General features: G+C 38.8%; 10 protein-coding genes. 9 read left to right on the plus strand and 1 reads right to left on the minus strand.

The features are described from left to right. Position 1: 1 nt before the first annotated feature. The 8 genes from NMG48_RS18270 (at position 2) to NMG48_RS18305 (ending at position 11,535) form a co-directional block, all read left to right on the plus strand. Positions 2 to 931 carry a hypothetical protein gene (locus tag NMG48_RS18270; RefSeq protein ID WP_271252861.1) on the plus strand — a complete coding sequence of 310 codons (930 nt, stop codon included), beginning with the start codon at positions 2 to 4 and terminating at the stop codon, positions 929 to 931. 337 nt (positions 932 to 1,268) lie between these two features. Continuing rightward, positions 1,269 to 3,620 carry an AMP-binding protein gene (locus tag NMG48_RS18275; protein WP_271252862.1) on the plus strand — a complete coding sequence of 784 codons (2,352 nt, stop codon included), beginning with the start codon at positions 1,269 to 1,271 and terminating at the stop codon, positions 3,618 to 3,620. Between the two features lie 270 nt (positions 3,621 to 3,890). Next, complete coding sequence (locus NMG48_RS18280; RefSeq protein ID WP_271252863.1) at positions 3,891 to 5,036, plus strand: glycosyltransferase family 4 protein; 1,146 nt, start codon at positions 3,891 to 3,893, stop codon at positions 5,034 to 5,036. 124 nt (positions 5,037 to 5,160) lie between these two features. Continuing rightward, positions 5,161 to 6,318 carry a glycosyltransferase gene (locus NMG48_RS18285; RefSeq protein ID WP_271252864.1) on the plus strand — a complete coding sequence of 386 codons (1,158 nt, stop codon included), beginning with the start codon at positions 5,161 to 5,163 and terminating at the stop codon, positions 6,316 to 6,318. A 2-nt stretch (positions 6,319 to 6,320) separates the two neighbouring features. Next, on the plus strand, positions 6,321 to 7,568 hold the full coding sequence (locus NMG48_RS18290) for a glycosyltransferase (RefSeq protein ID WP_271252865.1): 1,248 nt from the start codon (positions 6,321 to 6,323) through the stop codon (positions 7,566 to 7,568). Next, entirely contained in the window at positions 7,569 to 8,729 is a 1,161-nt protein-coding gene (locus NMG48_RS18295; protein ID WP_271252866.1) for a glycosyltransferase, read from the plus strand. A gap of 150 nt (positions 8,730 to 8,879) precedes the next feature. After that, positions 8,880 to 9,914 carry a hypothetical protein gene (locus NMG48_RS18300; RefSeq protein WP_271252867.1) on the plus strand — a complete coding sequence of 345 codons (1,035 nt, stop codon included), beginning with the start codon at positions 8,880 to 8,882 and terminating at the stop codon, positions 9,912 to 9,914. 262 nt (positions 9,915 to 10,176) lie between these two features. Next, on the plus strand, positions 10,177 to 11,535 hold the full coding sequence (locus NMG48_RS18305; RefSeq protein WP_271252868.1) for a hypothetical protein: 1,359 nt from the start codon (positions 10,177 to 10,179) through the stop codon (positions 11,533 to 11,535). A gap of 94 nt (positions 11,536 to 11,629) precedes the next feature. Here the strand turns inward: NMG48_RS18305 and NMG48_RS18310 are convergent, their stop codons facing one another. Beyond that, the gene (locus NMG48_RS18310) at positions 11,630 to 11,812 is read right to left on the minus strand and encodes a hypothetical protein (protein WP_271252869.1); all 183 of its coding nucleotides are present in this window, start codon (positions 11,810 to 11,812) and stop codon (positions 11,630 to 11,632) included. A 44-nt stretch (positions 11,813 to 11,856) separates the two neighbouring features. Between NMG48_RS18310 and NMG48_RS18315 the strand changes: the two genes are divergently transcribed. Next, on the plus strand, positions 11,857 to 12,597 hold the full coding sequence (locus NMG48_RS18315) for a GDSL-type esterase/lipase family protein (RefSeq protein ID WP_271252870.1): 741 nt from the start codon (positions 11,857 to 11,859) through the stop codon (positions 12,595 to 12,597). Positions 12,598 to 12,618: the final 21 nt, after the last annotated feature.

Raw genomic sequence — 12,618 nt, forward strand, 5'->3', positions numbered from 1 at the left:
TATGAAAATAGCTATATTGTTTTGGTTTTATAAAGAGATGGATATTTGTAAAAATCGTCTATCTCTGCTGCGACAGAATAATCCTAACATCCCTATTTATGGTGTATATGGTGGTGATTTATCTACAGTAAATGACTATAAACTTCAGTTAGAAAAACTCTTAGATGATTTTTATGCTTTTCCTGAAGATAAAGATTCTCAATGGAAATGGCTTCAAGGTGATTTGATGCTAACGCATTGGTATCGCGAGAGAGGTCAATATTTATCTTGGGATACCGTGGCAATCGTCCAGTGGGATATGTTGGTTTTTGGGAATATTGACCAACTTTTTGCAATGCTGAAGCAAGATCAGATATTACTATCGGGGCTAAGACCAATCAAAGAAGTTGAGAATGATTGGTTATGGGTTACTCCTAAAGTTCCTGATCATAGGGAGCAGTATCTTAACTTTTTAGAATATGTGAAGAAGACTTATGACTATCAACATGAGCCGATGGGATGTATTTTTATTGTTGTGTGTTTACCAAGGATATTTTTAGAGGCTTACTCAAAAGTAGAACACCCAGAACTTGGATTTATTGAGTACCGAATCCCTATGTATGCTCAAATATTTAATATCCCATTCTGCACTAATCATCCTTTCCAAGCTTGGTGGGTAGATGGCGATCCAGTTTTTCAGGCTACTAATGCTTTACAGAGAGCGATTAACTTAGTTAAGATCAGACTCAATCCTAACCCATTAAATCCAACCCGAAGTGATATTTCTTTAGTTCCTATATTTAGACATCTCAATACAAAGAAAGGAGCTAGAATTTTTCATCCTTATCAATATTTGTTTCCCTTAAAAAAACGACAATGGATAGCAGCATTATTTGGAGAATTGAAAAGAGATCTAGATTGGTTATCTCGAAAAATATTGGGTCGAAGCTAGATTTCTCATTTGTTTGGAGATAGTCTAAAATGGTGGTGTACACATTTGTTGAACCAAGTAATTGATAAAAACGGTAAGCCTTTACCAGCATTTTTATAGCCTACGCTTGTTGTTTTCTCCCCAACAAATGTGAAACATCACCCTTTTAATTATCATGGAATTAGCTGTTCAGTTGTTTTTAGCTATCAACTTTTCATTGATTTTTGTCTGTCTTACCATTTAATAATCGTTGCATTAGGATAACTTTAATGCTAGAAATAAACCGTAGCCAATGCTAGAAATAAACTGTAACCGAATTGGAATAGTAGCAGTTAATCATACTGGCTATGTGGAAGCAATGTTGCGATGCATAGAGGATGGGAACATTGCTGTACCCCTTAGGTTAGACAATGATCATGATCGCATTAATGCAGCCAATGTAACAAAGATTATAACGCCTACTTTTGATGGGGATTGGATGACGAGAAAATTCACTCCCCAAGAAATTGATGCAGTCGCCCTAATTTCTTTCACTTCTGGCACAGAAGGGAATCCAAAGGGCGTAATCTTAACCCACAAAAACTTAACAGAGGTAGTTACACGGTTGAACTCGGTCATGCGTCTGGACAATAGTATTCGTGAGTATATTGGTGTACCCGTTTACCATTCATTTGGATTTGGTCGCTGTCGAGCAGTTGCTACGGTAGGAGGGCAGTTTTTCATCCCCAGCAATGGATTTAACCCCTCTGAAATTGGAACAATGCTCAGAAATGGTGAAATCAACTCTATCTCAGCCGTTCCTAGCCTTTGGCGGTTATTGTTAGTTAATAAGGATCTCATTGGTAGTTATGGTAAAAGAGTCCGATGGATTGAAATTGGTAGCCAATACATGAGTCGTCAAGAAAAAGAAGAGCTTAGAAACCTGTTTCCTGAAGCAAGAATTGTCCAACACTATGGTCTAACAGAAGCATCGCGAACCACACTGCTTGAGATCCATCAGGCAGAAGGGGATGCCTTAGAGTCGGTCGGTCAAGCCTTAGGAAGTGTAAACATCAAGCTAACTGAGGCAGGACGAATTAGCATTCGAGGCGAACATGTTGCCCAAGCATATCTAATCGATGGCAAAGAGGTAAAGCTTAAAGACGAGGAGGGATGGTTCCTGACTAATGATTTAGGAAGCTTGGAGAATGGTTATCTGTACTATAAGGGTAGAGCAGATGACGTAATCAACTGCGGTGGCATCAAAGTCCATCCTGAAACTTTAGAAACAAAGGTTTATGCCAGCATTGGCTACAGCAATGGTATTGCAATTTGTCGCAAGACAGACCCAATGCGCGGAGATGGTTTTTTAGTTGCGGTGACAAGCGAAGTACAGATCGATAAGCAACAACTGAGAACATTAGTCTTACAGTCTATTCAAGATATGGGGGTTAATGCTGGTAACGCTATCACAATCATTGATGTTGATAGTCTACCCAAAACTGCAACTGGAAAAATCCAGAGGAAACAATTAGCTGAGTGGTACATGCGAGAATTCCCCCAAGAAGATCGACAAATAGACTCTCTAGATGAACCCGCATCTGATAATTCGCCTATTCAAGCTATTTTTTGTCGAACTCTTAAAGTCAACCAAATTCAAATTGAAGACACATTCATCTCCTTAGGAGGAGATTCTCTATCCTACGTCCAGATTTCAATGGAGCTTGAGCGTTATCTTGGATATCTTCCTAAAAAATGGGAACAGGTACCTTTGAATGATTTGGGAAAGTTAGCTCCCCAAAAGAGAATATCTACAATCATCGAAATGAATACTCTGTTGAGAGCCTTAGCCATTTCTGGCGTTGTGGTTAATCAATCTGGTTTACTCTTTATCGAAGGAGGCGCATTGTTACTACTTCTAATCGCTGGTTTAAACTTTTCACGGTTTCAGGGATGTTCTTTGATTAAGGGGCAGTTACATTCCATTACGCCGCTACTGCGACATATCTTAATTCCTTATTTAACTCTTGCGATCGCCTACCAAGCTTTTAAGCAAAACTTTGATCCTTTAGTCTTATTATTGCTAGGAAATTTTCAACATCCAGAGATACAAGCTTCAAATTCAATCTTCTTTGTTTGGTTTATTTCTAATCTTTGTCAAACTATTATTCTTTTTTCTCTTCCTTTTACTATTCCGAATGTACGCAGTTTTGCAGGTACATCTCCTTGGGAATTTGGGCTCATCTATCTAGTGATTGGTGTGGTTGCACACCTTCTAGGTCCATATATATGGGATACTAGTTATCTATACGATCAAGTACCACATATGTTGTTTTGGTTGTTTACGCTAGGATGGTGTATACACTTTGCTAAATCTAAAGTTGAAAAAGTAATCACTACACTCATAGTTATAATTATTACACCAGCTTTTATTGGATTTGATGTTTTAGGAAGTTGGTGGGTTTTAATTGGAGCAATTCTGTTGATTTGGCTACCTTATGTGTCTATCCCAAGCATCATCAAATCTCCTATACAAATGATTAGTGCGGCATCATATTATATTTATCTAACGGTCTTAATTTTTATACATCTTGCCACTCGTGTAGCAGGAATTCGCTATCCTTTTGTTACTGCCATAATAGTCTTGTTAGGAGGTGTGCTTACTTGGGGAGCAGTTCAATCGTTGCCACAATTTCTACAGAAACTCAAACAATTCCAGATCCAGATATAAATTACAACTTGATGTCACTCATTAGTGAGCCACTGCGCAACATCAACAGTAAAGGTTACACAAATGACTATGAATCGTATTGCTCTAATTGTTTATTGCATTGGTCAGTTTCTAAACAAATATTTTCGATATTTTATTGACACTGCTGCTCTTAACTCGGATATCGATTTTCGCATTGGGTGCATCTCAGTTTTCAATGAGTGGGTTTCCCAACCGTCAAATTTGGAATTACTGTTTTAATCTATCAAACCAACATAGGATTTATGATATATGCAACTTTTTCATAATCTTCGTGTAGCATGGCTTTTGCCAGTAGCTTGGTTCTATTGGCAACCTGCTTTGAGTGAATTTAGCCAGTTATTCCCTAAGACAACAGTATTTACGGGTTTGTTTCCAGGGTTTGCCAAAGGGATAGAAGGAAAACTTCAAGTTGAAGTTGTTGGCAAATTTCGAGTAATTGAGATTAATAAGGATGAGTCAAGCTATGGAGATAATTTCACTTATCTATCTCCAAGAATCATTAATCACTTATTTAGTCTCAAGCCTCAAGTGATTTTTGCTAGTTCTTTTGGCGTATGGACAATTTTGGCTTTACTGTTTAAACCTCTATTTTGGTGGCGGGTGATCATTGCCTATGAAGGGAGTTCGCCAGGAGTAGATTATCGAAATTCAGCATTAAGGCTGTTGATTCGGAGGTTAATGGTATGGATGGCTGATGCTTATGTAACTAACAGTCGTGCTGGGAGCGATTATTTAATCGAGATTTTAAAAGCAAAGAAAGATCGGGTGTTTGTGCAGCCTTACGAAATTCCCGATGAGCGCACATTGCCAAGTAGTTCTGAGGTTCAAGAAGCCCCAATTGCACCACAACGCCCAGTGTTTTTGTTTGTTGGTCATGTGATCCCCCGCAAAGGATTACCTCTGTTATTAGAAGCTTGTGCGATATTGCAGTCTAGAGGCTATGAGGGCTACACTTTACAGGTGGTGGGCGATGGTTTGCAGCAGCAAGAATTAGAGTCTTTTTGTCAAGAACATCATCTAAGCGATCGCGTTCAGTGGTTAGGTAGAATTCCTTTTGATCAGATTAGATCTTATTTTGATTATGCTGATGTGTTTGTCTTCCCAACGTTAGAGGATACTTGGGGAGTGGTTACCTTAGAGGCGATGCTGTTGGGTAAGCCCATCCTTTGCTCTAAGGGAGCAGGGACTTCAGAACTAGTGATTGATGATGAAAATGGTTATGTCTTTACCCCAGATGATCCTGACAAGTTAGCTGACCTCATGCAAAAGTTTTTGGATGAGCCAAATTTGATATCTGCTATGGGCGATCGCTCAAAGCAAATTATGTCTCAATATACGCCAACAGCAGCAGCTCAATGTTTAGCTAAAATTACTGAACTGGTGATGGCGAATTGATCCAATGTGATTATTGAGATTCAATGTGGAACAATTGAATCTGAACAAATAAGAAATTGTTGATTCTTCGAGGTATATCTTTTGATTTCTCCAGATCGTTACCCCAAATTTATTTAATAAAGTAATGAGTACACCAAAGATTTCTATACTGACCCATGATATTGCTGGAGGTGCATTCACTAATCTCTGTACTACACTTGTACGAGGATTTCAGAAGTTGGGAGTAGATTGCAATTTAGTTGTTTTGTTTGCAAGTGCTGAAGAGTTAGCCAAGTATCCTGATATTCAAATTGTCACGCTCAATGTAAAACGCACTATTTTTTCGCTTGGGGCAACTGTGCGCTACTTACGTGAGTATCAGCCAGATGTTATTTTACCTATGCCGTGGTATTTCAATATCGTAGCGATTTGGGCAAAATATCTATCTGGAGTAAAGACAAAAGTAATTCTGGGAGAACACAATATCATTAGCTTAGAAGCTGGTATTGAACACCGTGATAAACTGCGTCTTCGTTTTTTACCAATTCTTATGCGCTATACCTATCCCTATAGTGACGGGTTAATTGGCGTATCGAAAGATACGATTACTGACTTAGTTGAAACACTCAAGATTTCCTCTGAGATTCCAATGCGAGTGATTTTAAATCCAATTAATCCAGAGCGTTTACAAGAACTTGCACAGGAGCCAGTTTACCATCCTTGGTTTCAAAATCCAGAAATTCCAGTAATCCTGACGACTGCCCGATTAGCAAAACAAAAGCAGCTAGATAACTTACTGAGAGCTTTTGCCCAAGTGGTTAAGGAAACTCCTGGCAAACTAATAATTTTGGGAGAAGGTCCATTGAGGCTGGAACTAGAACAACTGTCTAAAGAGCTAGGTATCCAAGAATTGGTATGGATGCCTGGATATGATCCAAATCCTTATCGTTACATGGCTAAATGCGACTTATTTGTTTTAGCTTCTGCTTGGGAAGGTTGCCCGATCGCTTTGCAAGAGGCAATGGGTTGTGGAGCAGCCGTAGTAGTAACCGATGCCCCTGGAGGCATGAAGGACATCATTGATTACGGAAAGTATGGGATGATGGTGGCGACGAGCGATGCTGAGGCTTTGGCTACAGGGATGCTGCGAATACTTACACAGATTGACTTAAAACAGGATTATCGCAAACAGGCAAAGGTGAGATCGCAGGATTTTCATTACTTGCATATTAGTAAACAGTACCTTGACTTTTGTTTGTCTGTCCTAGTATCCCCTATTCTTAAGAATAAAGAGGTCGTTTAATAATGAAGGTTTTGCTATCAGCTTATGCCTGTGAGCCAGGACGAGGAACCGAACTTGGAGTAGGCTGGAATACTGCTTGGGAAATTGCGAAATACAATGAAGTCTGGGTCTTAACCCGTCCAGATGATGGACGAGAGGGAATTGAAGCAGAACTTAGTCGCAATCCTAACCCCAATTTACATTTTGTATATTTTACCCCTCCTATCATCGGTTCCATTTGGCGATTTGGGTCTATAGCTTTTTTGATCCACTACTATTTTTGGCAGATCCATGCATATTTTGTTGCTCGCCGATTACATCAAGAAGTTCAATTTGATGTCGCTCATCACGTAACATTTGTAAGGCATTCAACGCCAAGTTTTTTGTCATTACTCCCAATTCCTTTCATCTGGGGACCTGTGGGTGGTGGTGAATCAGCTCCCGATCCATTTTGGCAAGATTTCAGCTTTCGTAACAAAGTTTATGAAGTCTTACGTATTGCGGCAAGGTGGTTTGGCGAAAGAGACCCGTTTGCACGCATGACTGCTCGCCGCAGTGCGATCGTTCGGGTTACTACTCAAGATACTGCTATTCGCGTTCAGCAAATGGGCGCACATAAGATTGAAGTGTTTCCTGAAGCTAGTCTGACCAAAGAAGAAATTGTCCGCTTAACTCAATGTGTTAGCCCCGATACTGCGATTCGATTTATTAGTATGGGTCGCCTTTTACATTGGAAAGGCTTTCACCTCGGACTACGGGCATTTGCTAAAGCAGCGATACCCGAATCTGAATATTGGGTTTTAGGAGATGGTCCTGAACGACAGCGTCTGGAAGCTCTAGTCGCAGAACTAGGAATTACCAGCCAAGTTAAATTTTGGAATAGATTGCCACGGGATGAAGCACTTCAGAAACTAGGAAGCTGTACAGCTCTAGTCCATCCAAGTTTGCATGATTCTGGTGGATGGGTTTGTCTAGAAGCAATGACAGCGGCACGACCAGTTTTATGTCTTAACTTAGGTGGTCCTGCAATTCAAGTGACAGATGAAACAGGCTTTAAGGTTAATGCCTCCGATCCCAATCAGGCTGTGGAAGGCTTGGCTGTAGCAATGGTGCGCTTGGCAAATGAGCCTGAGCTACGTTTAGCAATGGGGCAAGCAGGACAAAGACGAGTCAAAGAATTTTATAACTGGGAGACTCGTGGACATCAGATCTGTCAGCTTTATGAAGATGTGGTTAAGGCAAAACTAATTAATTCAGAGTTGGTTCATTAAATGAGAGTTCTAACAGTCCATAATTACTATCAACAGCCTGGTGGCGAAGAGCAGATTTTTGCGACAGAAAGCGCTTTGCTGGAATCCCACGGGCATGAAGTTACTCGCTATACTCTCAATAATGATGAGATTGCAACTACCAACCCGTTAATTTTGGCTAAAAAAACTTTATGGAATGGCAAGGTCTATCGAGATTTGCGATCGCTAATTCGTAAAGTCAAACCTCAAGTTGCACACTTTCATAATACCTTCCCCTTAATTTCCCCATCGGCATACTATGCTGCCAAAGATGAAGGAGTCGCCGTAGTGCAAACCCTCCATAATTACCGCTTACTATGTCCCAATGCTTTATTTTTTCGAGAAGGGCGTGTCTGCGAAGATTGCTTAGGTAAAGTTCCATTGCCAGCAATAGTTCATGGTTGTTACCGAGGTAGTCGCAGTGCCAGTGCTATGACCGCAGCGACTACTAGCTTCCATTCCTCCATAGGAACTTGGAGCAAGGCAGTAGATGTATTTATTGTCTACAGCCAATTTGCGATGGATAAATTTATTCAAGGTGGCATACCTGCCGAGAAACTAGCCTTCAAGACTAACTTTTTGCATCCAGCACCTGAACCTGACCAAGGTGATGGAGGCTATGGCTTATTTGTGGGTCGCTTATCTGTCGAAAAAGGACTAGGAGTGATGCTAGATGCATGGCGAAAACTAGATAACAAAATTCCTCTAAAAATACTGGGTGATGGACCCATGTCAGGTCTAGTAACTGAAGCTGCTAAAGAAATGCCTGAGATTGAATGGCTAGGACGTAGACCCTTAGAAGAAGTATATGAAATCGTTGGAAAAGCAGCTTTTTTAGTATTTCCTTCTGAATGGTATGAGACCTTTGGAAGAGTAGCGATCGAGGCTTTTGCAAAGGGAACACCAGTAGTAGCATCAAACATTGGGGCGATCGCAGAGTTAATAGAGCATGGGCGTAATGGTCTACTCTTTCGTCCTAGTGATCCCACCGATCTAGCAGCCAAAATTAATTGGTTGCTGGAGCATCCTCAAGAACTCCGTCAAATGCGATCGGCGGCAAGGACTGAGTTTGATGATAAATACACTGCTGATGATAATTGTAAACGGCTATTAGAGATTTACCAGACTGCTCTTAAGCATTAACTTACAGAAAGTTACACTCAAAAAGTAGAGAATATTTTTGTTAACAATTGACAATAATTTTAGGAGTACTTTCAATAGAAATATTGGTTCTAGTCAAAAGAACTAATATTATCTTAACGGGCAGATTAACAATATCCAATATTACTGCGTATGAAAAGTCTATACCAACTCCGCTATCTACGCCCTGACAACTTATACCCACTTTATTATCTAGCTAATAAAGTGGGTAATAAATTACTAAGTCTGCCATCTGATATAGCTTGCGGATTTAATAGTAATGATTGGTTTAAGAAATCAATTCTCTTACCTAGATATCAAAATCTACTCAATCAACATAAAGAACATTTACCCAAGCTTGATGCTGATGAATTAAATATTGTTGAACAGCTTGAGCAAAATGGCGTTTGTGTTACTTCACTAGATGCTTTATCAATTCCTGATAGTCATAAGCTTTTAGAAGCTGCCCAGCCTATTACTAATGAGCTTGCCCAACAGTCGCGATCGCCTAGTCACTTAGGTAAACATACATTGATGGCAAACGCTGATCAATTGCTAGCACATCCAGAAATTATTCGTTGGGGACTTTCAGAAAGACTTCTCAAGATTGTGGAATGCTATTTGGGATTACCTGTAGGCTACGGTGCATTATCGTTTTATTACAGTGTCGCAGATGGAAGAGATGCGGGTCCACGCATATGGCATAGAGATAAAGAAGACTGGAAAATGGTCAAGGTTGCTGTTTACTTAAATGATGTTGATGAATTTGGCGGTCCTTTTCAATGTATTAAGGCAGATGTCAATAAATTTCTGATCGCCACACTGCCCCCATATAAAGGTCTAAGCAATTTGGAGCTAGAGCAGCTATTAAAGACTAACAACCCTGATGATTACTTAACCTCTTGTATTGGCAAAGCTGGAACGGTTATTTTTACCGATACATCCAAGTATTACCACCGTGGCAAACCACCCTCAAAAAGCGATCGCTCAGCGATTTTTTTCCACTATTTTAGCTACTGTCCTAAAAATCCCTTTTACTGTGATCGCTCTCCTCTATCTAGTAAACAAATCTTAGAGTTTGATAAGCAGCTACCAATTCATCTTCAGGGTTATTTAACTTGGAGAGAAAAATGTTCTGGGTTAGGACGATATATCCCTAAGAACCAAATGAAAGTTGACAATTGGTAATATATCAAGTATGAAGCCTTTTGTAGATCAATTGATTTAGAGGCTGTGGGCACTGGTCAGCTAATGTGGGATGAGTTCTGAAACGTCCATTTCATGTCGATAAAAAAGACTCAAATATGTCTATCACGATTTAACTGACCAGTGCCGAGGCTGTGTCAGTCCAAAACACTGTAACATTGAAATTAAGACTCTCACAATTTATTTAATCCTATATAAAATCTTGAGATACTGAGTACAAACACTTCTAAAGTTGAATTAGTAAATGAGGACAGTACTAGAATCGCAATATAAACGCAAAGGATATATTACAAACTCAAATTTGACATTATTTGGGATTGGTAGTGCGTTATTTCCAAGGATTTTTACAGCCTTAAAAATACCATCAGCAATCAATTTTTTGCACTTTGTGGCAATCCCTTTTGCCTGTGGATCTGTAATAGTTAAATCTCGCAGTAAAGATCTACAGCAAATTGCTATCTCAAGAAAGCTTTTACTGAGTTTGTTTATATTTTTAATTGTTGTTTTTGCTAGTGCATTACTTAATGAAGCAGGCATAATCAATACGGTTTTGGACTATTTACTACTAGCAGAACCTTTTATCTTAATCTTGACGATTGTTAGTATACCAATGAACATAGAAAGCTATCAACGCTTTCGGAAATGGATTTTACAAGCTGCCATAATTAATATGTTGTTTGCCTATATCCAAAAGTATGTCTTTCGGATGGATAAGCTAATTGGTCTTGAAGATAATGTAAAGGGGCTTTTTATTGGACAAGGAGCTGGTCATGTACTGGGGGGCTCGGTTGCCATGACTTTCGCTATTTACTATTTTTTTACAGCAAAAGATAAACCACTGTGGTTTCGTATTGTAGTGTTTTTAGGTTGTTTAAATCATATTATTATTTCAGACACTAAGCAGGTCTTATTGTCATTCATTTTAGGTTATGTATTAGTATATTTCTTAACTCTTAAGGATATTAGAAAAGGTTTGCTTTACCTTATTCTAGGTGCTGTATTTTTTAGTGTCTTCTATTGGGCTATTTACAACATTGAATACCTTTCAGCATATACAGTGTGGATTCGCCCAGAACTTTATGGTTCTGATGGAGAAGCAACTCGTTTAAAATTTGCCACTTTTAGACTTGTTCCTCAACATTTTCATTCCCCTCTCAATTGGTTATTGGGTTTAGGTCCTGGTCACACAGTTGGAAGATTAGGTGGATGGATGCTAGAGACTTACTGGAATTTATTAGCTCCACTAGGAGCAACTGTACATCCTGTCAGTAAAGAGATTTGGCAAGCAGTAGCGGCAAGTTGGTTAGGAGATCAATCTAGTTTGTTTTCGCCTTTGTTTGGTTGGGCAGGAATCTGGGGGGATTTAGGAATTGTGGGATTAGGAACCTATTTTTATATGGCATTTGTTGTTTGGCGATATGTTTGTGTCAATGATCTTTCTAAATATTTAATGTTAACTGTATTTGTATTCGGCTTAATATTTTCTCAGTTAGAAGAACCAGGATATACACTTTTCGTAGCAAGTATGATCGGATTAAACTGGCAGGATCTTAAAGTTACATCTCAAAATAAAATTTTTTCTGATCATTTTTCTGATCAGTAGTTGGGCATAATTTCTAAATTAGTCAGGTCTAAGTCATAAGTCAGAAATTATCAACAAATATATTGATTATTGATTAAGGAGTAATATCTAAAATTTAAGGTAAATCAAATTTATCAAGTATCTTTAAAATAGCAGCAGTGACTACAACCTGTACAATTACCTGCACGGGTGACTGGGTATTCCCACCACCTTCTCCACTTTCCGATTGAGCTAAAGCTGGAGAAGTAATACTTAGAAATAATAGTAATAAAATCAAAAACTTTAATCTAGAAAACATTGAAGTTAAGTTAATAATTACAGGTTTTTAGGTCTTTAAGTTTAATGAAAGTCAAATATCTGAATCAGCGATCGCATTTAAAGGGAATTTTAAAATCTATCGCTATTAAAATCATCCAAACGTTGCTACCAAATCTTTGGCGACGAATGGAAGAACAAAAATCTCGTTTAAATGACTGGGGACAATTGCAAGTTTATCATCAAAAGAATATTAATCTTGATGCTTCCATAATAGTAGAAAGCCGCATTGTTTTTTTTGGTGACTCTATCACTGAATTTTGGGATCTGGAAGCCACTTTTAAGGATAAGAACTATATTAATCGGGGCATATCTGGACAAACCACATCGCAAATGCTAGTTCGCTTCCGCAATGATGTCATTGCTTTATATCCGAAATTTGTTGTGATCTTAGCTGGAATCAATGATCTTGCTGGGAATACTGGAGCAATGACAGTGGAGATGATCGAGGGTAACTATTTGTCAATGTGCGAATTGGCTCAAATGAATCATATTAGGATTATCTGTGCTTCGGTATTACCGATTAATGAAAATAGCCCGTTAAGTCAATCAGATCCGCAAGTACATGTAAAAATTCGTACATTGAATAGTTGGTTGCAGGGCTACTGTGATAAGCAGCAGCAAATTTATCTCGACTATTACAGCCATATGGTAGATAGTCAAGGAATGTTGAAAGAAGAACTATCTGATGACGGGTTACATCCAAATGCTAAAGGTTATGCAGTAATGGCTAAATTGATAGAGGAGGTAATTCAGCAGTTCAAATAATTTGTAAAAAGTTTCTTGAAA

This window comes from Pseudanabaena sp. Chao 1811 (genome assembly GCF_027942295.1).
Classification (GTDB): Bacteria; Cyanobacteriota; Cyanobacteriia; order Pseudanabaenales; family Pseudanabaenaceae; genus Pseudanabaena.

Bases quoted from the DNA above. Each gene is read 5' to 3' on its own strand.
- NMG48_RS18270 (WP_271252861.1), top strand. From the start codon at position 2: ATGAAAATAGCTATATTGTTTTGGTTTTATAAAGAGATGGATATTTGT.
- NMG48_RS18275 (WP_271252862.1), top strand. From the start codon at position 1,269: ATGTTGCGATGCATAGAGGATGGGAACATTGCTGTACCCCTTAGGTTA.
- NMG48_RS18280 (WP_271252863.1), top strand. From the start codon at position 3,891: ATGCAACTTTTTCATAATCTTCGTGTAGCATGGCTTTTGCCAGTAGCT.
- NMG48_RS18285 (WP_271252864.1), top strand. From the start codon at position 5,161: ATGAGTACACCAAAGATTTCTATACTGACCCATGATATTGCTGGAGGT.
- NMG48_RS18290 (WP_271252865.1), top strand. From the start codon at position 6,321: ATGAAGGTTTTGCTATCAGCTTATGCCTGTGAGCCAGGACGAGGAACC.
- NMG48_RS18295 (WP_271252866.1), top strand. From the start codon at position 7,569: ATGAGAGTTCTAACAGTCCATAATTACTATCAACAGCCTGGTGGCGAA.
- NMG48_RS18300 (WP_271252867.1), top strand. From the start codon at position 8,880: ATGAAAAGTCTATACCAACTCCGCTATCTACGCCCTGACAACTTATAC.
- NMG48_RS18305 (WP_271252868.1), top strand. From the start codon at position 10,177: ATGAGGACAGTACTAGAATCGCAATATAAACGCAAAGGATATATTACA.
- NMG48_RS18310 (WP_271252869.1), bottom strand. From the start codon at position 11,812: ATGTTTTCTAGATTAAAGTTTTTGATTTTATTACTATTATTTCTAAGT.
- NMG48_RS18315 (WP_271252870.1), top strand. From the start codon at position 11,857: ATGAAAGTCAAATATCTGAATCAGCGATCGCATTTAAAGGGAATTTTA.